The following is a 21990-nucleotide window of genomic DNA, read 5'->3' on the forward strand; positions in this document are numbered from 1 at the left end:
GTTGATCTCTTTAAATATTAATTAGATTATATTTCTGCAAGCATTTTCTCTCCAGCTGCAATCGCTTCTTCGATTGAACCTTTTAAGTTGAAAGCTGCCTCAGGTAAGTGGTCTAACTCACCATCGATAATCATATTAAATCCTTTGATAGTATCTTTAATATCAACTAATACACCTGGGATACCAGTAAACTGCTCAGCTACGTGGAATGGTTGAGATAAGAAACGTTGAACACGACGAGCTCTGTATACAGCTTGTTTATCCTCTTCAGATAACTCTTCCATACCTAAGATCGCAATGATATCTTGTAATTGTTTATATTTCTGTAAGATCTCTTTTACTCTTTGAGCACAAGCATAGTGGTCTTTTCCTAAGATCTCTGGAGTCAAAATACGAGAAGAAGACTCTAGTGGATCAACTGCTGGATAAATACCTAACTCTGCAATCTTACGAGATAATACTGTAGTAGCATCTAAGTGAGCAAACGTTGTTGCTGGTGCAGGGTCAGTTAAGTCATCCGCAGGAACGTAAACCGCCTGTACAGAAGTAATAGATCCTTTTTTAGTCGAAGTAATACGCTCTTGCATAGCTCCCATCTCAGTAGCTAATGTTGGTTGGTATCCTACTGCAGAAGGCATACGACCTAATAATGCAGATACCTCAGAACCAGCTTGAGTAAAACGGAAGATATTATCTACGAAGAATAATACATCTTTTCCTTGGTCATCACCAGCTCCATCACGGAAGAACTCAGCAATAGTTAATCCTGATAATGCAACACGTGCACGTGCTCCTGGTGGCTCATTCATCTGACCGAATACGAATGTAGCTTTAGATTCTTTCATACCTGGTTTATCTACTTTAGATAAATCCCATCCTCCATTTTCCATAGAGTGCATGAAGTCATCTCCATATTTAATAATACCTGACTCTAACATCTCACGTAGTAAGTCATTACCCTCACGAGTACGCTCTCCAACTCCAGCGAATACTGAAAGTCCACCGTGTCCTTTAGCGATATTATTAATTAATTCCTGAATCAATACTGTTTTTCCTACTCCAGCACCTCCGAATAAACCAATTTTACCTCCTTTTGCGTAAGGCTCAATTAAGTCAATTACTTTGATACCTGTGAATAATACTTCAGTTGAAGTAGATAAATCCTCAAATTTTGGAGCAGAACGGTGAATTGGCAAACCATTTGAACCTTCTTTTGGTAAGTTTCCAAGACCATCAATAGCGTCTCCTACAACATTAAACAATCTACCAAATACATCTTTACCAATTGGTACTTGGATTGGAGATCCTGTAGATGCTACTTCATATCCTCTACTTAAACCGTCTGTAGAGTCCATTGAAATTGTTCTTACTGTATCTTCTCCAATATGAGATTGTACCTCTAGGATTAATTTAGTACCATCTGGTTTTGTGATTTCTAATGAATCATAAATCTTTGGAAGCTCGGCATTTGCAGTGTTGAATACTACGTCAACTACTGGCCCGATAACTTGCGCAACTTTTCCTGTAACTTTAGACATTGCTTATGTATTTATTTAACAGCTATTTACGTTTATCGAAAAATTCTACTTTTTCAGAGTGCAAAGATAGTTTTTTTCTCTGAATATTAAAACTTTGAAATTTTATTTTAAATAAAAAAAAAGCGAGTCTTAAAAAGACTCACTTTTCTACTATTATTCAACCGTCACTGACTTAGCCAAGTTTCTCGGTTGGTCAACATTACACTCTCTTAAAACAGCGATGTGATAAGACAATAGTTGTAATGGAATTGTCGTTAATATTGGAGTTAGAGCCTCAGAAATACCTGGCACTTCGATAACGTGATCAGCTAGCTCTCTTACTTGCTTATCTCCCTTCGTTACCACAGCTATGATTTTTCCATTTCTTGCTTTAATCTCTTGGATATTACTCACTACTTTATCGTAGTGATCTTGATTAGGTGCAATTACAATAACTGGCATGTGTTCGTCAATTAAAGCAATTGGGCCGTGCTTCATCTCTGCAGCAGGATACCCTTCTGCATGTATATAAGAAATTTCTTTCAGTTTTAGAGCTCCTTCTAGTGCCACTGGGTAGTTATATCCTCTACCTAAATATAAACAGTTTGTCGAGTCTTTATAAACCTGAGAGATTTTTAATATTTCTTCATTTTGAGTTAACGCTTCTTCTACGCGCTCAGGTACTAGCTCTAATTCGTGCAAATATTTTAAATATTCAGAATTAGCTAATGTTCCTTTTGCTTTTGCTAAACGAAGAGCGATTAAAGTCAATACTGTAATCTGAGTTGTAAATGCTTTTGTAGAAGCAACACCGATCTCAGGTCCTGCATGTGTATAAGCTCCTGCATGTGTCTCTCTAGAAATAGAAGATCCTACCACATTACAAACTCCGAATACGAATGCTCCTTTTTCTTTTGCTAATTTAATAGCTGCAAGAGTATCTGCAGTCTCTCCTGATTGAGAAATAGCAATCAGAACGTCACTAGAGTCAATAATTGGGTTTCTATATCTAAATTCAGAAGCGTACTCTACTTCTACTGGTATTCTTGCAAACTCTTCGATTACATATTCAGCGACTAAAGCAGCATGCCAAGATGTACCACAAGCAGCTATAATAATTCTCTTCGCATTCAAGAATTTATCGATATTATCTTCGATACCTGCCATTCTGATCAGACCTTGATCAGCTAATAAACGACCTCTAAAAGTATCTTTAATTACTTCTGGTTGCTCGTAAATCTCTTTTAGCATAAAATGGTCATAACCATTTTTCTCGATCTGCTCTAAGTTTAATTGTAACTCTTGAACGTAGTGTGTAACTAATGAATCATCCTTAATCTTGCGAATGCGCAATGGCTTGTGCAGTCTAATAATAGCCATCTCTTCATCTTCAAGATAAATAGCATTATTCGTGTATTCGATAAAAGGTGAAGCATCAGATGTAATGAAGTATTCATTCTCACCGATTCCGATAGCTAATGGGCTACCAAGTCTAGCAGCTATTATTTCGTCTGGTTTTTTGATATCCATTACAGCGATAGCATATGCTCCCACTACTTGATTTAAAGCAATCTGAACAGCTTTCCCTAACTTAACACCTTGAGTCTTCTGTACATCCTCTATTAAGTTAATTAATACCTCAGTATCTGTTTCTGACTTAAATGTATATCCTCTTTTAATTAACTCTTGCTTAAGAGAATCGTAGTTCTCTATAATACCATTGTGAATTAAAACTAATTCACCAGAGTTAGAAAAGTGAGGGTGTGAATTCACATCATTTGGAACACCGTGTGTAGCCCATCTAGTATGTCCTATACCTACTGTTCCTTTTTTTATTGTATCTGTACTTTTTTCTTCTAAATCAACAACTTTACCTTTCGTTTTACAAAGATTGATTGTCTCTCCATCAAATATAGCAAGACCAGCAGAGTCATAGCCTCTATATTCTAATCTCGTTAAACCTTTAATAATAACAGGAAACGCATCGCGATGACCTATGTATCCAACTATTCCACACATACTTGTTTACTTTTTAGCTTTAGTATAAAAAATCTCTAACTTCATCTTCTTATTGTCCTGTGTAGTATTAGCTCCATGAAGTACAACTCCTAATGGACAGCTAACAGCGTAAGCAGGCACAACATTCACGTTAGTAGGTTCGTTGTTTATTTCGTTTTTCAATTTTTGATTAGTGTATCCTCCTACAGCAAAATTATTTGCAACAGTCAACGCTAATTTAGGGCTCACATCATTTTTACTTTTCAGAAGACCTCTAATGTGGTCAGTGATTTTGAACTTATAGTAATACCCTTCTTTATTATTCTCTTTGTCCTCTTTTACGAAGATACCATTATACCCTTGTTTAATATACTGAGATGTACTTACAGCATCATTTGCAAAGTCTGACAGTGCAATACTATTATCATAATCATATAAGAATAGACGCTCAGGAATAGGTTGCCCTTGCATACGTTCCTTATCCACATAGATAGTTAAATATGCTTCATTCAATAATGCATCTTTCTCCTTAAGAGCTTTTAACTCTTCAAGATTATTAGATTTTAGAAAATCAATAACTGCCAAGCTACCTTGTCCTCCTTTTAGATAAAGACTTTGATCACCTTGCACTTTATTCGCGTTAGCTATTTCTGATTGATACGTTCCATCCATAAGTGTACTAAACATATTCACACTGAATTTCTTAGTCCCTACAGTATTACCACTTAAGGCAAGAGTGATTTCTTTTCTTTCGCGTGTAGTCTCTTCTTTCCCATCTTCACCTGTTGTCTTCTTATCAACTTTGAATATAACTACTATTTTACCTTTAGCAATATCTAATAATCCAGCAGCACCTTTACTCCCGTTTCCTTCAGTTTTGAAATACAGTCCTTTAAACAACTCACTGAATCCATTAGTCTCTGATAACTTAGTTTTATTATCATTAATGAATTTTTCAAAGTATTGTTTATCTAGGTCTAACCACATCCCAGGGATAAGGCGTTCTTTTATTTCATTATCTCCTGTATTTGGATCTTTAAGTGGATTACCATTTTCATCTGTTTTATAGATAACAATTTCTCTATTTGCAAAGACAAAATTAGTATTCTGAGAAGATAGTCCTGAAGTGTTTAACTGTGTATTAATCTTGTTCTTATCGATTAAAGCAGCAGTCTGGTCAGTATAATATTTTGATGCAGAACCATCTGTTAAGTCCACATCCATTAGGTGATAGTTATTCTGATATACTTTTAAGTCTAGAGATCCCTCACCGTATACGTTTTTAAGTTTATAGTAATTAACTTTATCGTCAACTTTATCAAATTGAGAAAAATATGGTATATACACATATACAGAGTCTACCTTTACATTTTCGCCAATATCTCCTACAGTTGATGTAGCATTAGCTAACTGAACAACTAAATCACTACTAGTAGCACCAAATAATCCATTGTCTAAATACCCAAAAGGGACTTCTCCTAATCTACTTCCATCTACTGCACCATAAGCTTGGTTATAAGCTTTTATATCCTTTACGTTATACGATTCGATATCGAAGTTTCCTCCTCCTATTATATCGCTTCCCGTTTCTGTAAAATCACTTTCACAAGCTTGTAAGGCCATAAAGCCTAATACAAGAGATATTCCTTTTAATATATTCTTTTGGTTCATCTAGTCAATCCAATCTATTTGGGTTATTACTATTCTATTCTGATATAGTTATTAAAAAAACTTCTGATAAAATTCAGTATAAGCTTTAGCAAACTCATCTTTAGCTACGAAAGGTAAAAAAGGTTTTTCAGAAGACTCTATAAATTTTGTTAAATTTGAACTTACCTCTTCTGAAGCAACGATAACACCATCCGAATTTTTGATAGCATTAATCATTATATTCTCATAAGTAGGATTCTCGAAGTCATTCACTACGTCTTCTGGCAAGCCATCGAATGCAATCTTTTCTTTCATAGTAGCATCTAAAACACCACTAAAGCCTTCACCAAAAATAGAAGTAACTACTTTTGTATCTGAGAAAATAGCTTCGTCTTTATAATAATGTTTTAAATAAGTTGGTAACAATGATGCCATCCAACCTTGTACATGTATAACATCAGGAACCCAGTTAAGTTTCTTAACGGTTTCGATTACACCCTTTGTAAAGAAGATAGCTCTTTCATCATTATCAGGATATAGTGTTCCATCCTCATCTGAGAAAGTAGATTTTCTTTTAAAATACTCGTCATTATCTATAAAGTAAACTTGGATACGCTCTTTCGGGATAGAAGCTACCTTAATGATTAATGGCATATCCATATCATTTACGACTAGATTCATACCTGACAATCTAATAACTTCGTGTAATTGATGTCTTCTTTCATTTATGCTACCGTATCTAGGCATAAAAATTCTTATCTGTCCTCCTTGATCGTTAATCATTTTTGGAGCATCATAAGACATTAATGAAACTTCATTTTCTGCTAAATAAGGTACCACTTCAGATGATACATATAATATCCTCTTTTCTTTCATCTTCAATTATAATTTCTGTGTTTGAAACAAATAAACATTGCAAATTTACAAAAATTTATGCAGTTATTTTCTAAATAACTAATTTTGCCATTATTTTAAACACGAAGCTAATGTTTCTTTTTAGTACAAAAGCCGAATTACAAGCGTATTTAAAACCATTTCGCGACGCTAATAAGGCAATTGGTCTTGTACCAACAATGGGGGCCATACACAATGGGCACCTTTCATTAATGGAACAATCATTAAATGAAAATGAATGTACTGTAGTCAGTATTTTCGTTAATCCTACGCAATTTAACAATGCGGAGGATTTAGAAAAATACCCTCGTACTTTAGAAAGAGATCAGGAGATTATAAAGTCTCTTTCTGAACAAATTGTAATATTTGCACCGTCTGTTGATGAGATTTACGGTGGAAATACTGTAGCCCAATCATTTGATTTTGATGGACTAGAAAACGAAATGGAAGGTGCTTCGCGCCCTGGCCATTTTGATGGAGTAGGAACTATCGTGAGTAAACTTTTTGAGCTTGTTACGCCTAACAAAGCTTATTTTGGAGAAAAAGATTTCCAACAATTGCAGATCATCCGCAAGATGGTAGACAAACTTCATATACCTGTACAGGTTATCGGAGTGCCTATCTTCAGAGCTACGGACGGATTAGCCATGAGCTCTCGTAATGAACGAGTATCTACAGAAGGATTAAAAAAATCAACTTTCTTATATCAAGTACTGTTGAAAGCCAAGGATTTATTCAAAAGTGAAAGTATTTCTAAAGTTAACGCTTTTGTTGAGAATGAATTTAAAAATAATCCTAACTTTGAACTCGAATACTTCACTATAGCCGAAGAGGAAACTCTAAAAACAGCCACATCTAAAGATGAAGGTCGTAGATACAGAGGTTTCTTAGTAGCTCATATTGAAGGCATTCGACTAATTGACAATATATCTTTTAACTAAAACTCACGCGAAATGCAAGTTGAAGTAGTAAAATCAAAAATTCACCGTGTAACTGTAACTGGAGCAGACCTACACTACATCGGAAGTATTACGATTGACGAAGTTTTAATGGAAGCTTCTAACATCATAGAAGGAGAAAAAGTTTCGATTGTTAATATTAACAATGGAGAACGTTTTGAAACTTATGCTATCCCTGGCCCTCGTAACAGTGGAGAAATCTGCTTAAATGGTCCTGCTGCACGTAAAGTACACAAAGGGGATATCATTATCATTATTACTTATGGAATTATGGATTTCGAAGAAGCGAAGACATTCAAGCCTTCTATCGTGTTCCCTAATGAAGAGACCAACACCTTAACATAGCCTCTTATTGAAAAAAAATATCAGTAAATTATTGAATATATTACTCCCACTTGCGTTGGGAGTTTTTTTGGTTTATTACGCCTATAATCAATTTACTGAAGATCAGATAGAGGAGATGAAATCTCAGTTTAGAGATGCTAATTATAATTACATTATCATCTCCTCTTTCTTTTCTATTTTAAGTCTATGGGCACGTGCTTATAGATGGAAGTATGCCTTGCTTTATATGGGATATCCTGTATCCACTTTCACTAACTTTATGGCTATCTCTATCGGTTATCTTCTAAACCTAACGGTTCCTAGATCAGGAGAAGTATCTAGAGCAATCGTATTACAAAAATATGAGAAAGTCCCTTTTGACAAAGGCTTTGGATCTATCGTTTCAGAACGCATCATTGATCTTGTCTGTTTATTGCTTTGCGTATTTTTAGCTTTAATTTTACAGTATGAAGTACTAAAAGACTTTTTATTAGCCAAGGTTCCAGTAGAGAAACTTAGTATATTAGCCATCATCGCTGTGATTGGGCTAATAGCTACGATCGCCCTGTTCTATTACAGTAAATGGAAAGTGATTCTATTTATTAAAAATAAAATCAAAGGACTTACAGAGGGAGTCAGTAGCATTTTTAAGATGCCTTATAAAGTTGGCTTCTTATTTCACACTTTTCTTATTTGGTTTGGTTATATCGCCACATTCTACTTCGGTACACATGCCATAGAAGCCACTAGTTCGCTCAGCATACCTATCGTTATGTCAGCCTTTGTAGCAGGTAGTTTTGCTGTATCTTTTACCAATGGCGGGTTTGGAGCATTTCCCTTGATTATTGCAGAACTATTGTCTATCTATAGCATCTCCACTGTTGCAGGAACAGCCTTTGGATGGATATTATGGACTACTCAGACAGCGATTGTGGTCATATTTGGAGCACTATCATTTTTAGTATTACCCCTGTACTATAACCAAAAGAAGAACTAATCTCACACTACCTCATCATAAAAAAAGTACCTATCTAAAAAATTAGACAGGCACTCTTTAATAGTACAAACCAGTAAATTGGTATAATGACGGTATAAACAGCGCTATCAGTTATAAATCATTATCTCTTTATAGGTTACTTTGTGGGGATCTGTTTTGTTGTTTTAATATTGTGCTATCAAGTAATTGATCATATCTGTAGTTGTCACTATTCCTTGTAGTACATTATCCTTATCTACTACCGGAAGAGAGTGAAACTGTTGTTTAGAGAAGATCTCTGCCACATCTTTGATATTAGTATCATCCATCACCACGATTGGGTTCTTCGTCATTACATCTTCTAACTTATAAGCGTCATAAATAGCGTCTAATGCACTTTGGTCTAAATCATTTGCACCATATCCTATTTTTAGGATATCGTTGCTACTGATGATTCCCACAACATTCTCTGCTTCTATAACAGGGATATGTCTAATATTATATTCTACTAATAACTGATTTACTTCACTTAACTTTTTATTCGTTGGCACAGCTATAAGTGCTTTAGACATAATCTGAGATACTGGTACTCTTTGTTTCATAGTGCTATAGTGTTTTATTGTTCTAATACAAAGATTGCACTTACATATCTCATAATACATGATAAAAAGCAGGTTTTACTAAATAATAATGTCGTAATTTATATAGCATAATCGTATTTTTAGAACACATTATTCACCATTAGTGAATATATCATATCCCGAAAATTCTTCAATCCCTTGCCAATCCTCAAAAAATGAAAATTGTGATAATTTATCTCAAATCAGTTTATCCAAAAACCTGTTTTTTACCTAAATTGCTTCATAATTAACTACTTAAAAAATAATATCTATGGCAACAACGAACACTTATCTAACCTTCAATGGCAATTGTGAAGAGGCATTTAATTTTTATAAATCTGTATTTGGGGGAGAATACACTTACCTCGTTAGATTCGATAGTATCCCCGATAGTCCAGAATTTGTAGTATCCGAAGAGGACAAAAACAAAATCATGCACGTCTCACTTCCTATCGGTAAATCTATCTTAATGGGTAGTGATACCTCATGTGGCAACCCAACACCTGTAATACAAGGAAACAATTTCTCTATATCTATATCCACAGATAGCCAAGCAGAGGCAGATGATCTATTCGCTAAGATAGCGGTAGGTGGTACTGTGATCATGCCGATCGAAGACATGTTTTGGGGAGACTATTTTGGAATGGTATTAGACCAATTTGGCATCCAATGGATGATCAACTACAGTAGAGACGGACAGTACTAATGCAATCTTTAAATAGGACTACACCTTATCAATACTAACCTTCTATTGGGATTTTTTTTTTAATTACCCCAGCTCATAGAAGACTAACCTACAATATAACTAACTATTGTTATCCAGCATTGCTGTTGTAGACACTATACAACTATCAATCCCCTAATAAGCAGATTTATAAGGGGATTTTCTTTTTATCCACCTTAGACACCTTATATCCTCCTCTAGTCAACTAAGACCAAGCATATCGCCCTTTTTATTGCTGATTTTTAATTCATTTTTTAGATGGTCAGCTTGTGATAGAAAAGTAGTAGCATAGTGGTCGCATACTTTTTGCCTTTTTTTATGCGATCACTATCCAATCACTATGCGACCACTATGCGATCACTTCTGTAAAAAGAACAAAATATACTAGCTCTAGCTTATAGTAAGCAAGTATTAATTGTTTGAAAAATTTGGAATTCAATAGATAATAAGCTTTATATCAATAAAATACAAAACAAAGAGAAGATCATGTCCTAGAATGTGAACAAATAAAAGAACACATGTATGTAACACCCCTCAAGACACAAATGAGAGAGATATCAAATAAAAAAGCCAGTCATAAGACTGGCTTTTGTTTTGCTCCCCCTCTTGGGCTCGAACCAAGGACCCTCTGATTAACAGTCAGATGCTCTAACCAACTGAGCTAAGGAGGAAGGTTATATTTTACCTTTATTGCACTGCAAATATATACATTTTTAATCAAATATCTCAATGTTTATAGGCTTTTTGAGCATTTTATGTCAAAAAAAATTAGCCTATAATTAAAACTATCTGATTATGAGATAGAAGTAGTATTACTTTTTTTTAAAAAAAATAACGCTACTGATTCTAAATACTACTTATCACTCTTTTTATAGCTTATAAAAAGCCTCTAACGTAATCTCAGAACAAATTGATTAGACTATTCTGATATCGCTAAAAAATTCAGGTACCAAATCTAATTAAAAAACATGCTAATAGTAGACAGTAAAAATATAAATAGATTCAAAATACAAAAGCCAGTCATAAGACTGGCTTTTGTTTTGCTCCCCCTCTTGGGCTCGAACCAAGGACCCTCTGATTAACAGTCAGATGCTCTAACCAACTGAGCTAAGGAGGAAGGTTATATTTTACCTTTATTGCGGTGCAAATATATAACGATTTTTAGTATCTGCAAATAATTAATTTAAAAAAATAAAACTTTTTTATTCTTCACTTTTTAAGGTGGGAAGCCCCAGTTTATAACGGTTTGCTATTAAGCGTATTACAAATACAGATGCAGCACAGAATATTTGTGAAAAAATGATACCCACACTGAAATAATCTAGCAAATAGTATATCATCACCCCGAATATACAGGTCAGTGCATACCACTCTTGTTTAAAAATAGCTGGAATCTCATTAATCATGATATCTCTAACGATACCTCCTACTACTCCTGTAATAGTAGCCATAATCACTACTACCCAAAACGGATAGCCCAGAGACATGGTCTTCTCTGTACCTACAACAACAAATAAGCCTAGACCTATACTGTCAAACCATAAGAAGGTATTGTTTAGATGCACTAATTGTTTTCTAAAGACTACCACAAAGAATAATGCTAGTACAGTACACCATACATACACACTATTCAACATCCAGAATGGCGTAACTCCCAGTAGTAAATCACGCAGAGTACCACCACCTGTAGCAGTGACAAATCCTACTACTAAGGCACCAAACCAATCTAGGCTCTTCGCTGATGCCATACGAATACCTGAAATAGCAAATGCACAAGTTCCAAAGAATTCAATAATATCTACAAAGTGCATTGTAGTCCAAAAATCAATAAATTTATCTAGCATAACACGACAATATATGTATAAAAACCGCCCTATTTAATTACCACTGACTTCTTATTTACGAATGATAATAATCCTTCTTCTGCCATTTCTCTCCCTATACCAGAGAATTTATTGCCTCCGAATGGTACTCTAGGATCAGAAATGACCATTTCATTAATAAAAACAGCACCTTCATCAAACTCGTGAATTTTAGATTTTAAGAATTCTACATCTTTACTAAACATCGCTACACCTAGTCCGAAGCGAGAATCGTTACTCATCTCTATTGCTTCATCGAATGTATCATATCCTACGATAACCGCTAGTGGTCCAAAAGTCTCTAGCTTAAATGCAGGCATATCTGGTGTGACATCTGTAATCACAGTTGGCTCAAACTTCGCTCCATCGCGCTTACCGCCTACTACTATCTTCGCTCCCATCTGTACAGAATCATTCATAATAGTCTCTAGTTCTATCGCTAAATCTTCTCTAGCCATCAATCCGATACCTGTATTATGATCCATTAAATCACCGAATTTAATCTCTCTAACTGCTGCTACAAACTTATCTGTAAATTCTTTAATAATAGCATTGTGGATCAAAAATCGCTTTCCTGCTATACAGCTCTGCCCAGTATTCTGAAATCTAGCATTGATAGCCGTGGGAATAAGAGCGTCTATATCCACATCTTCTCTTACGATAAAGGCATTACTTCCTCCTAGTTCTAATACAGTAGGTTTAATTAATTCTCCTGCTTTCTTCCCTACAGAACTACCTGCTGATTCACTCCCTGTAAGAGATACCCCTTTAATAATAGGTGATTCTATGATCGCATCTACTTCTCTACCTGGTACAGTTATATTAAAGTACACTTGCTCATACCCCTCTACTCTAAAGCAGTCTTCTAATGCCTTGGCACTAAGAGGTACATTACTTGCATGCTTCACGACTACAGTATTACCCGCTAATAAAGTCGGAATAGCAAATCTAAACACTTGCCAGAAAGGGAAATTCCAAGGCATCACTCCTAAAATGACACCTAAAGGATCATTCACCGTATAAGTCTCTGTCCAGTCTGTCTGTATAGTTCTCCCTTTTAGAATCTCTTCTCCATGCTCTATATAATAATCTATTAACCTCCCACTCTTCTCTACTTCAGCTACAGCTTGCTTAATAGGTTTATGCATATCCAATGTCATACATTTTCCATACTCCTCTACATTAGTAAGTAGGTTCTGCTTAACTTTCTGAAGATAAGCTACTCTATCACTCACTTTAAGTTTCTTCCAATTTAGAAATGCATTGTTTGCATTGTCTAAAATATCTGTTACTACTTTGTCCATAGTTTGAATGTTTACATTTTCTCTAAAATTAATAATTGTTTTACAATCCTCCTTCAGCATCGAGATAAAATTTGACAACTCGGTTAAAATAACTAAATTAGTATCATCCTAAAATGAAATGACCATGAGTAGAAATCAACTAATTTTTCTAATCGGCATCGCATTATTTGCCCTGTCATTTACCTTGTTTTACTTAAATGTAATAGGCGCTCAGTTAGCTTACTTTGTGCTTCTGATATCTTTTGTTATGATCATTAGCCCATTAGTAATCTATCTATTTAATAAGTTAAACTAAAGTTTTACTTTTGTCAAAAAAACAAAGATGGATAAAAATGTAAAGTTATTGCTCTTAGGGGCTTTCCTTTTTATAATCACTATAGTACTTCGTTCTATGACAGCTATCAGTAGTAGCGTTATCTTAGCATTAGCTATAATATCGCTAGTCATCGTAGTAGTACCACTGTATAAACTAGTCTTTAAAAAACTACGCAAATAAAAAAGCCAGTTTATAGCTGGCTTACTTTTTTATCTTTATTTCCTACTAACAGATAGGCTATAGCGCCTAATACTGGAGCGAATATAATGATGAGGCACCATATCACCTTATAATTAAATTCTAACGTTGATCTTCCTACTTTATACAAGCTATAAATTATTAGCCCAATAAGTGAAAGTAAGAAAAACTGCCAAACATAAAGAATCATTTTATTATTATGTAGTTTAGTTATATATCACAAAGAACTTTTCTTTCTATACTAAAAGCTAAAGTACAAAAAAAGCCAGCTATAAGCTGGCTCCTCAGAATATTTAAAGTTCTATTTCTTTAATTCTCTTGTCAAGTTTTCTAACATTACTTCTGTCATAGAAGATAAGTCATACTTATGATTCCATCCCCAGTCTTGCTGTGCAGAAGTATCATCTATACTCGCTGGCCAGCTATCAGCGATAGCCTGTCTAAAGTCTGGATTATACTCTATCGTAAAGTCAGGGATATGCTTCGTAATCTCAGCTGCTATCTCTTCTGGCGTGAATGAGATACCTCCTAAATTATAAGAAGAACGAATCTTCACATCTTCTTTCTTCGCTTGCATAATACCTACAGTTGCATTCAGTGCGTCTTCCATATACATCATCGGAAGAGCTGATCCCTCAGATAAGAAACAGTTATAATGTTTATCTTCGATCGCCTTATAGAAAATATCAACTGCGTAATCTGTAGTACCACCACCTGGAGGTGTAGTCCAAGAGATTAACCCAGGGTAACGGATACTGCGTACATCTACTCCAAATTTGTTATAGTAGTACTCACACCAGCGCTCTCCAGTCTGCTTAGAAATACCATATACTGTACTTGGCTCCATCACAGTATACTGAGGTGTGTTATGTCTAGGTGTAGTAGGGCCAAAAACAGCTATTGATGATGGCCAGAATATCTTTTTAATTTTACCTTCTTTAGCAAGGTTTAATACGTGGAACAACGAGTTCATATTTAAGTCCCAAGCAAAAGCTGGGTTTTTCTCTGCAGTTGCTGATAACAATGCAGCCATTAAATAAACTTCCTCTACTTGATGTTTTTCTATAACTGCCGCAACAGCGTCAAACTCCATAGCATTTAATGTCTCGAAAGGTCCAGAACTCATAAGAGCTTCATTTCCTTCTCTAATATCAGAAGCAATAACATTCTCACTTCCATAAACATCTCTTAATTTAAGCGTTAGCTCAGAACCTATCTGTCCGCAAGCTCCGATTATAAGAATTTTGGTTCCCATTGTTTGTGTATTTAAAAAGTACACAAATATAGTTTAAGTCCCTTTACAAATCAATTTTCATCATCAACATTCCAATAACTTTATAACTTATATAACAATCTGACAATCTAAGTGGTATAAAATAGCACAGAACTTTGTAAATTTGACCTCTAAAACTTAAGAACAATGAAAAGCAACTTATATATACTTTTACCTCTTTTATTCTTAGTATCTATCATATCATTCTCATGTAAAGACGAAGAGAAATTTGTGAAAGAACAAGAATTAAAAATAGCGCAACACAATGATAGTGTGTATGACTATCTAACGAAGAACTGGAATCTACGTGTTCCTGCAGCTTCTGCAGAGTTAGGCGTTATCCTAAAAGACTGGAAGCCTTGGCAAGAGTTTGTGCAAGAGGTAAGTTTAAAACCTGTATCTACTATAGGGGCTTTTCAGAAGAGAGCTAATAGACTATCAGAATTGCTACAAAGCCTTACTTATCAACAGTATCCAAAAGAATTAGATTTGCCGGATATCAAATCTAGAATGGCACTGTTACAAACTTCTCTAAATAACTTAAATATGTTCTTAGAAGTGACGCCGATAAGTATAGAAAAGTTGGATCAAAATCTGAAACATACTAACACTGCGCTAAGATTACTTCTAGCTCAGATGGATGAAAACATTGTCAAAGCAAAATTACCACAAGAAGAAGGTGAGGCTGAAATGCTAGAGGCTATTAACGAAGAAAGAAGGGCTAATCCAACACCAGAAAACGAATAGAGCATGGATATTAAACAACGCTTTCAAGAGTCTTCAAAAACAAAACAACTCCTCCAAAACCTACAGTCTAGAGGTAATAAAATATATCTAAAAGGATTAATAGGCTCGGCTATCTCATTTCAGATAGAAGCCTTATTCCGAGAAGCTGATGCTCCTTTTTTATTAATCTTTAATGATAAAGAAGAAGCTGCTTATTACCTAAACGATTTAGAAACACTAGTAAATAAAACTGATGTTCTCTTTTATCCAGGTTCTTATAGAAGGCCTTATCAGATAGAAGAAACGGATAATGCTAATGTACTACTACGCGCAGAAGTATTGAATAGGATTAGTTCTCGTAAGAAGCCAGCTATCATTGTATCTTATACAGAGGCTATATTCGAAAAAGTGGTTACTAAAAAGGTATTAGAAAAGAATACACTTAAAGTACAACAAGGAGATAAACTATCTATAGACTACATCAATGAGGTTTTGTTTGAATACAATTTTAAACGAGTTGATTTCGTAGCTGAACCGGGAGAGTTCTCTGTTAGAGGAGGGATTATAGACGTATTCTCTTTCTCTAATGACAATCCGTATCGTATAGAGTTCTTTGGAGACGAAATAGATAGTATCCGTACCTTCGACGTAGAAACTCAGTTATCTGTAGATAAACAAAAGAAAATCACTATCATTCCCAACGTAGAGAACAAGTTCTCTGCAGAGGTAAGAGAGAGTTTCTTAGACTATATCTCTGAGAAGACTATTGTACTAACGCAGCATACTGCTATGACAGTAGAACAGCTAGACCGTCAATTCGATAGGGCTGTAGATACCTTCTCTAAGCTAAATAAAGATTTAAAGCACAAGGAACCAAAAGATATGTTCTTAGACGGACAATCTTTCTTACATAAGTTAGCGCTATTTACGCTACTGGAGCTAAATGATACCAAACTGATGGATGTCAATAAGACAGTTGAGTTTCACATCAAACCTCAGCCTTCGTTTAACAAACAGTTTGACTTACTAGCTCGTAACCTGAATGACAATACAGACAATGGGTTCTATAACTACCTATTCTGCTCTAATGAGAATCAGGCTAAGCGTTTCAAAGATATATTTGAATCTCTTAAAGAAGATGACAATCACAAGGTAGTACAATCGTTCAAGACGATCGTAATGCCAATCTTCGAAGGGTTTATCGATGAGGAGAAGCAAATCGTCTGTTATACTGACCATCAAATCTTCGAACGCTATCACAAGTTTAGTATCAAGAATGGGTATACTAAAAAGCAAACGATCACACTAAAAGAGCTAAACTCTCTTTCGGTAGGTGATTACGTAACGCACATAGATCATGGTATCGGTAAGTTCGGAGGGTTACAAAAAATACAAGTAGAAGGAAAAACACAAGAGGCTATCAAGCTAGTATATGCTGATAATGATATCGTCTATGTAAGTATTCACTCTCTACACAAAATATCAAAATACAATGGTAAAGATGGGGCTGTACCTAAGATCCATAAATTAGGTTCGGCTGCATGGAAAACCTTGAAGAATAAAACGAAGGCTCGTGTAAAGCACATTGCCTTTAACCTTATTCAACTATATGCAAAACGCCGTTTACAGAAAGGGTTCCAATGTGCTCCTGATAGCTATTTACAACATGAGCTAGAAAGTTCGTTTATCTATGAAGACACTCCTGATCAGCTAAAAGCGACACAAGAGGTAAAGGCGGATATGGAACAAGAAAGACCAATGGATCGCTTGGTATGTGGGGATGTAGGCTTCGGGAAGACTGAAGTAGCTATTAGAGCAGCCTTTAAAATGGTCGATAATGGCAAACAAGTAGCTGTACTAGTCCCTACGACTATCCTAGCCTTCCAGCATTATCAGACTTTCACAGAACGTCTAAAAGACATGCCTGTACGCGTGTCTTATATCAACAGGTTTAGAACTGCTAAACAAAAAGCAGAGATACTTAAAGACCTAGAAGCTGGAAAGATAGATATCCTTATCGGTACACATCAGTTAGTGAATAAAGGCATTGTGTTTAAAGACCTAGGGTTATTAATTATAGATGAAGAACAAAAATTCGGAGTAGCTGTAAAAGATAAGTTGAAAACGATATCAGAGAATGTAGATACGCTGACACTTACTGCTACACCTATCCCACGTACACTACAGTTCTCTCTGATGGCAGCACGTGACTTATCTGTGATAAGTACTCCGCCTCCTAATAGATATCCTATCGAGACGAATGTGGTAGGATTTAATGAAGAGGTGATTAGAGATGCTGTGTCTTATGAGATAGAGCGAGGTGGTCAGGTCTACTTCATCAATAATCGTATAGAGAATATTAGAGAAGTAGCAGGTATGATACAACGTCTAGTCCCTGATGCTAAAGTGGGTATCGGCCATGGTCAGATGGATGGTAAAAAGCTAGAAGAACTTATGCTTGCGTTTATGAATGGGGAGTTCGATGTACTCATTGCTACTACCATTATCGAGAGTGGATTAGATGTACCTAATGCCAATACCATATTAATTAATAACGCTAATAACTTCGGGCTATCTGACTTACATCAGATGAGAGGTCGTGTAGGTCGAAGTAATAAAAAAGCATTCTGTTACTTTATTTGTCCTCCTTATTCTGTTATGACAGAAGAAGCGAGAAAGAGAATACAGGCACTAGAACAGTTTAGCGACTTAGGTAGTGGTCTAAACATCGCTATGAAAGACTTAGAGATCAGAGGGGCTGGTGATATCTTAGGAGGTGAACAGAGTGGTTTCATCAATGAAATAGGATTCGAGACGTATCAAAAGATCATGCAAGAGGCTATCGAAGAGCTTAAGGCAAATGAATTTAAAGACTTATACGAAGAAGAGAATAAAGAAGAAAATAAGGTATTCGTAAAAGATACTCAGATAGATACTGACTTCGAAATATTGTTCCCTGATGAGTATATCAATAATATCACAGAGCGACTAAACTTGTATAACGAACTGAGCTTAATAACGAATGAAGAAGTCTTGCAGCAGTATGAACAACGATTAATAGATCGATTCGGCGCACTGCCACGTCAGGCTATTGCTTTATTAAATAGCTTGCGTATCAAATGGCATGCTGCTAATATGGGAATAGAAAAGATCGTGATGAAACAAGGAAAGATGATTTGTTACTTCTTAGGAGATCAACAGTCAGACTTCTATCAATCTGCTAAGTTTAGAAAGGTACTAATCTTTGTTCAACACCGTTCTAATATCTGTGAAATGAAAGAGAAACAGACAAAGAATGGATTAAGGCTCTTACTTACTTTTAAAAATGTAAAGTCTATCAAACAAGGTTTAGAATACATTGAACTTTTAGATTCAGCTGAAGCTTAACATAAACTTATAACGCCTGATATTGTATTAATATCAGGCGTTCCTATATAATCTATAATCAAAATCGAATAGAAGCATTTACAGTCATTAATCTTATTCTGATACAATAAGTTACTGCACACAGCTAATTCTCTCTGTAATAAAAGAAAAAGGAGCTTTGCACATTAGTGCAAAGCTCCTTTAGTATATAATTTAAAACTTACTATTAATAACCGAATAAGTCTTCTAGGCTAAGTTCTTTTACTTTACCCATTTTCTTAACAGCTTCCCAATCTAAGTTCTCTTTCTTACCTAATAATCCTACGTTGAAAGTTTTTCCTTTTACGTATTTATCGAAGTAGTTAACTAAGTCAGTCATCTGCATATTTTGTACTTGAGAGTAGATATCTTTATTAATATCATAGTCAATACCTTTCTCTTTTAAGCTTAACCAGTAAGAGAATATCTGTGCTTTAGTATAACGTTGTGTAGCGATATTCTTAAGAACAGTATTCTTAGCATTTTGGAACTGGCTTTCTCCTTGAGGCATAGCATTCATTAATTCCATCATTGCTTCTACAGCTTGTGGTAATTTATTCGCTTGTGTACCTACATAAGCCATTACATAGTTATGTTTATCTGCTTTTGCAGCATTCATATAGTATGCATAAGCTGAGTATGCTAATGATTTAGACTCGCGAATTTCTTGGAATACCACTGAAGCCATTCCTCCTCCAAAGTAGTTATTAAATACAGAACTAGTCGCTAATAAGTCTTTATTAAACTTACCTTCTCTTGCTCTATACGTAATCTCTGCTTGAACCATATCATAAGGAGCAAAGTACAATGTTCCGTCAGTAGCTGGTTCTGGATATACTTTAGCAGCAGGTATTTTCTTACCTTTCCCTAAGTTATGGTGCTCTACGATTGCTTTCTTCGCTGTTTCTTTATCATTACCATAATAGAAAACATCATTATTATAATCGAAAAAGTTATGAATTAATCCAACTAATTCTGTTGGTTTAATAGTCTTTAATTCATTCTCACTTAAGATGTCTTTAAAACGGCTTAACTCTCCATTAGAAACGATATAACTATTTAATGCTCTTTGAATTCCTCCCTTGCTTGATTTAGCATCTAAACGTCCTTTTAATATCTGATCTACCATATTAGCATAAGCAGTATCATCTGCCTTAGCATCTGTTACTAAATGTTCTAATAATTTGATACCTGCAGGGATGTTTTCTTTCAGTCCTTTTACAGTGATATAAGTCTTATCTGTACCTGTACTAATACCATAAGAAATACCTAACTTATAGAACTCTTTCTTAATATCAGCAGCAGAGTATTTACTAGTTCCTAAATAATCTAAATAACTGATAGCCAAAGATAATTTATTGTCGTTATCAGAACCTACCTCTGTAATATAAGTTACAGTTGCTAAATCATTAGTCGTATTGTTAATAGAATATAATTGGCTATTTCCTTTACCGATTTTTTCTTTTTGAATAGCGCTATTGAAATCAACAAATACAGGAGCAATTTCTTCAACTTCTATTCCTTTTAAACGTTTATAGAATTCTGATTCGCTATCTCTATTGATGTCGATAGGTGTAATACCAGGATTCTCTACACGTACTAAGTCTTTATTCTCTCCTTGACGTTTATAAATAACAACATAATTATCTTTATAATTTGCGTTCACGAAGTCGATTAACTCTTGCTTAGTCACTTTAGACATGCGCTCTAAATCAGAAACAGCCTGTTCCCAAGTACGCCCATGAATAAACGCTTCATACATTTCTGTAGCCATTGCATCATTACTTTCTAAAGCTTCCATAGAGTTTTTACGGAATTCATTGACAACTGCGTTTAATAACCACTCATCAAATTCGCCTTTTTTAAGCTTCTCTATTTGAGCTAGTAATAGATCTTTAACTTCCTCAACAGTTTGTCCTTCATTAGGCATACCAGTCAATTGGTGTACAGAATAGTCTTTCATTACCATAGGAGAACTAGCTGCATACAACGCTTTTTGTTGTTGATTTACATCTAGATCTATAATACCTGCCTGGCCATTGCTTAACAACATATCGATCAAGTTAAGATAAATAGCATCTTTTGTCTTAACTCCTCCTAAACGGAAACCTATTTCTACACGCTCTGCTTGCGGGCTATAAATGTCCTTAACTTGTATCTTAGTTAGAGGTGCTTCTTGAGCAATATATTCTTTAGGTTGATTCGCTTTCTTCATTGAACCGAAGTAAGCGTTAACTAACTTAATAGTAGGTTCAAACTCTAAATCACCAACTAATACAACTGCTATATTATTTGGTACATAGTATTCATTGAAGTAATTATTAATAGCTACCATAGAAGGGTTCTTCAAGTGATCTGAAGTACCTATCGTAGTCTGAGTTCCATAGTGAGTAGTTGGGAAAAGTAACTTCATCATTGCTTCATGGGAAGCCCAATAGTCATTATCCTGCCCTCTATTAAACTCTTCATATACTGCTTCTAACTCGGTATGGAATAGACGCAATACTAATTCTGAGAAACGCTCGCTTTCTATCAATAAGAATTTCTCTAACTCATTAGAAGGAATTACGTTCTTATAAACTGTCTCATCAAACCAAGTATGCGCATTAGTTCCTGTAGCTCCGATAGAAGCAACAGCTTTATCATACTCATTTGCAACAGCGTACTGAGATGCAACTTTAGAGATTTCGTCTATTTTTTTATAAATAGCTTTCTTTTTCTCTACGTCTTTCTCAGCTTTATGTTGCTCATATAGATCAGAGATTTGTTTAATTAGCTCTTTTTCCTTAGCCCAATTAACAGTTCCCAATTTAGAAGTTCCTTTAAACACCATATGCTCAAGATAATGAGCTAGTCCTGTACTATCCTCTGGATCATTATTAGATCCTGTACGAACAGGAATATACGTTTGTATACGTGGTTCATCATGGTTCTGAGCTAAATATACTTTTAACCCATTTCCTAAAGTATACACTCTTGCCTTAGCTGGATCATTCTCTACATATTCGTAAGTGAATCCATTAGCATCTTTTGTAGTAACAGTTTTATACTGCGCATGCATTGAAGCACTTACAGAGAAAATAAAACCGAACAGTAAATACCTTTTTTTCATTTGTCGGTGTTTTTGTGTCTATTTCCCAAAGCTATAAAATAAATTTCACACTCCTTTATTAAAATTCAATCTAAATTATAAACACAAAAAAAGGTCAGCTGTAATATCACAACTGACCTCTATATATATTTT

Annotated in this window: 18 protein-coding genes and 2 tRNA genes; 8 read left to right on the top strand and 12 right to left on the bottom strand. The window is 35.0% G+C overall.

What is annotated here, in order from left to right; all coding sequences use genetic code 11:
* Positions 1-26: 26 nt before the first annotated feature.
* The 4 genes from atpD to HX049_RS06215 all read right to left on the bottom strand — a co-directional run bounded on the left by atpD (position 27) and on the right by HX049_RS06215 (position 6041).
* Positions 27-1538, bottom strand: coding sequence for a F0F1 ATP synthase subunit beta (gene atpD / locus HX049_RS06200; RefSeq protein WP_006257781.1), 1512 nt, complete (start codon positions 1536-1538; stop codon positions 27-29).
* Between the two features lie 153 nt (positions 1539-1691).
* A complete protein-coding gene (gene glmS / locus HX049_RS06205; protein ID WP_041888359.1) occupies positions 1692-3536 on the bottom strand; it encodes a glutamine--fructose-6-phosphate transaminase (isomerizing) in 1845 nt (614 codons plus the stop codon).
* 6 nt (positions 3537-3542) lie between these two features.
* On the bottom strand, positions 3543-5186 hold the full coding sequence (locus tag HX049_RS06210; protein ID WP_286414863.1) for a DUF4270 domain-containing protein: 1644 nt from the start codon (positions 5184-5186) through the stop codon (positions 3543-3545).
* Between the two features lie 51 nt (positions 5187-5237).
* On the bottom strand, positions 5238-6041 hold the full coding sequence (locus HX049_RS06215; RefSeq protein ID WP_131540453.1) for a glycogen/starch synthase: 804 nt from the start codon (positions 6039-6041) through the stop codon (positions 5238-5240).
* Between the two features lie 110 nt (positions 6042-6151).
* On the opposite strand from HX049_RS06215, the gene panC reads away from it, so the two are divergent.
* Genes panC through HX049_RS06230 form a run of 3 tightly spaced genes read left to right on the top strand, consistent with a single transcriptional unit; the run spans position 6152 to position 8339 of the window.
* A complete protein-coding gene (gene panC, locus HX049_RS06220; RefSeq protein WP_131540452.1) occupies positions 6152-7000 on the top strand; it encodes a pantoate--beta-alanine ligase in 849 nt (282 codons plus the stop codon).
* Between the two features lie 12 nt (positions 7001-7012).
* Positions 7013-7363, top strand: a complete 351-nt coding sequence (gene panD, locus HX049_RS06225; protein WP_006257788.1) for an aspartate 1-decarboxylase — start codon at positions 7013-7015, stop codon at positions 7361-7363.
* 7 nt (positions 7364-7370) lie between these two features.
* A complete protein-coding gene (locus HX049_RS06230; protein WP_286414866.1) occupies positions 7371-8339 on the top strand; it encodes a lysylphosphatidylglycerol synthase transmembrane domain-containing protein in 969 nt (322 codons plus the stop codon).
* Positions 8340-8503: 164 nt separating this feature from the next.
* Here the strand turns inward: HX049_RS06230 and HX049_RS06235 are convergent, their stop codons facing one another.
* Positions 8504-8920: a CBS domain-containing protein gene (locus HX049_RS06235; RefSeq protein WP_006257790.1), complete on the bottom strand. Its 417-nt coding sequence runs from the start codon at positions 8918-8920 to the stop codon at positions 8504-8506.
* Positions 8921-9209: 289 nt separating this feature from the next.
* Here HX049_RS06235 and HX049_RS06240 point away from each other — a divergent pair, with 289 nt between their 5' ends.
* Complete coding sequence (locus tag HX049_RS06240) at positions 9210-9644, top strand: VOC family protein (protein ID WP_286414868.1); 435 nt, start codon at positions 9210-9212, stop codon at positions 9642-9644.
* 615 nt (positions 9645-10259) lie between these two features.
* Here HX049_RS06240 and HX049_RS06245 read toward each other — a convergent pair.
* From HX049_RS06245 to HX049_RS06260, 4 genes are all read right to left on the bottom strand, one after another.
* A tRNA-Asn gene (locus HX049_RS06245) sits at positions 10260-10333 on the bottom strand.
* Positions 10334-10705: 372 nt separating this feature from the next.
* Positions 10706-10779 (bottom strand) — tRNA-Asn (locus HX049_RS06250).
* A gap of 85 nt (positions 10780-10864) precedes the next feature.
* Positions 10865-11506 (bottom strand): trimeric intracellular cation channel family protein, encoded by a 642-nt coding sequence (locus HX049_RS06255; protein ID WP_286414871.1) that lies wholly within the window; start codon positions 11504-11506, stop codon positions 10865-10867.
* Between the two features lie 29 nt (positions 11507-11535).
* On the bottom strand, positions 11536-12828 hold the full coding sequence (locus HX049_RS06260) for an aldehyde dehydrogenase family protein (RefSeq protein WP_286414873.1): 1293 nt from the start codon (positions 12826-12828) through the stop codon (positions 11536-11538).
* 124 nt (positions 12829-12952) lie between these two features.
* Between HX049_RS06260 and HX049_RS06265 the strand changes: the two genes are divergently transcribed.
* Both HX049_RS06265 and HX049_RS06270 read left to right on the top strand, forming a co-directional pair.
* Positions 12953-13123: a hypothetical protein gene (locus HX049_RS06265; RefSeq protein ID WP_165868443.1), complete on the top strand. Its 171-nt coding sequence runs from the start codon at positions 12953-12955 to the stop codon at positions 13121-13123.
* Positions 13124-13150: 27 nt separating this feature from the next.
* A complete protein-coding gene (locus HX049_RS06270; RefSeq protein WP_006257795.1) occupies positions 13151-13324 on the top strand; it encodes a hypothetical protein in 174 nt (57 codons plus the stop codon).
* Positions 13325-13334: 10 nt separating this feature from the next.
* Here the strand turns inward: HX049_RS06270 and HX049_RS06275 are convergent, their stop codons facing one another.
* Complete coding sequence (locus tag HX049_RS06275) at positions 13335-13532, bottom strand: PLD nuclease N-terminal domain-containing protein (RefSeq protein WP_286414875.1); 198 nt, start codon at positions 13530-13532, stop codon at positions 13335-13337.
* Between the two features lie 111 nt (positions 13533-13643).
* Positions 13644-14597, bottom strand: coding sequence for an NAD-dependent epimerase/dehydratase family protein (locus HX049_RS06280; RefSeq protein WP_073143943.1), 954 nt, complete (start codon positions 14595-14597; stop codon positions 13644-13646).
* A 165-nt stretch (positions 14598-14762) separates the two neighbouring features.
* On the opposite strand from HX049_RS06280, the gene HX049_RS06285 reads away from it, so the two are divergent.
* Positions 14763-15362 (top strand): hypothetical protein, encoded by a 600-nt coding sequence (locus HX049_RS06285; protein WP_131540447.1) that lies wholly within the window; start codon positions 14763-14765, stop codon positions 15360-15362.
* A gap of 3 nt (positions 15363-15365) precedes the next feature.
* A complete protein-coding gene (gene mfd, locus HX049_RS06290) occupies positions 15366-18728 on the top strand; it encodes a transcription-repair coupling factor (protein WP_286414878.1) in 3363 nt (1120 codons plus the stop codon).
* Positions 18729-18933: 205 nt separating this feature from the next.
* Here the strand turns inward: mfd and HX049_RS06295 are convergent, their stop codons facing one another.
* Entirely contained in the window at positions 18934-21858 is a 2925-nt protein-coding gene (locus HX049_RS06295) for a M16 family metallopeptidase (RefSeq protein ID WP_286414880.1), read from the bottom strand.
* Positions 21859-21990: the final 132 nt, after the last annotated feature.

This window comes from Myroides odoratimimus (assembly GCF_030326305.1).
In the GTDB taxonomy this organism is placed as follows: domain Bacteria; phylum Bacteroidota; class Bacteroidia; order Flavobacteriales; family Flavobacteriaceae; genus Flavobacterium; species Flavobacterium odoratimimum_A.

Coding starts and splice junctions, on each gene's coding strand:
- HX049_RS06215 (WP_131540453.1), bottom strand. CDS start 6,041: ATGAAAGAAAAGAGGATATTATATGTATCATCTGAAGTGGTACCTTAT.
- HX049_RS06240 (WP_286414868.1), top strand. CDS start 9,210: ATGGCAACAACGAACACTTATCTAACCTTCAATGGCAATTGTGAAGAG.
- HX049_RS06280 (WP_073143943.1), bottom strand. CDS start 14,597: ATGGGAACCAAAATTCTTATAATCGGAGCTTGCGGACAGATAGGTTCT.
- HX049_RS06260 (WP_286414873.1), bottom strand. CDS start 12,828: ATGGACAAAGTAGTAACAGATATTTTAGACAATGCAAACAATGCATTT.
- mfd (WP_286414878.1), top strand. CDS start 15,366: ATGGATATTAAACAACGCTTTCAAGAGTCTTCAAAAACAAAACAACTC.
- HX049_RS06295 (WP_286414880.1), bottom strand. CDS start 21,858: ATGAAAAAAAGGTATTTACTGTTCGGTTTTATTTTCTCTGTAAGTGCT.
- HX049_RS06285 (WP_131540447.1), top strand. CDS start 14,763: ATGAAAAGCAACTTATATATACTTTTACCTCTTTTATTCTTAGTATCT.
- HX049_RS06270 (WP_006257795.1), top strand. CDS start 13,151: ATGGATAAAAATGTAAAGTTATTGCTCTTAGGGGCTTTCCTTTTTATA.
- panC (WP_131540452.1), top strand. CDS start 6,152: ATGTTTCTTTTTAGTACAAAAGCCGAATTACAAGCGTATTTAAAACCA.
- HX049_RS06255 (WP_286414871.1), bottom strand. CDS start 11,506: ATGCTAGATAAATTTATTGATTTTTGGACTACAATGCACTTTGTAGAT.
- HX049_RS06210 (WP_286414863.1), bottom strand. CDS start 5,186: ATGAACCAAAAGAATATATTAAAAGGAATATCTCTTGTATTAGGCTTT.
- glmS (WP_041888359.1), bottom strand. CDS start 3,536: ATGTGTGGAATAGTTGGATACATAGGTCATCGCGATGCGTTTCCTGTT.
- panD (WP_006257788.1), top strand. CDS start 7,013: ATGCAAGTTGAAGTAGTAAAATCAAAAATTCACCGTGTAACTGTAACT.
- HX049_RS06265 (WP_165868443.1), top strand. CDS start 12,953: ATGAGTAGAAATCAACTAATTTTTCTAATCGGCATCGCATTATTTGCC.
- HX049_RS06275 (WP_286414875.1), bottom strand. CDS start 13,532: ATGATTCTTTATGTTTGGCAGTTTTTCTTACTTTCACTTATTGGGCTA.
- atpD (WP_006257781.1), bottom strand. CDS start 1,538: ATGTCTAAAGTTACAGGAAAAGTTGCGCAAGTTATCGGGCCAGTAGTT.
- HX049_RS06235 (WP_006257790.1), bottom strand. CDS start 8,920: ATGAAACAAAGAGTACCAGTATCTCAGATTATGTCTAAAGCACTTATA.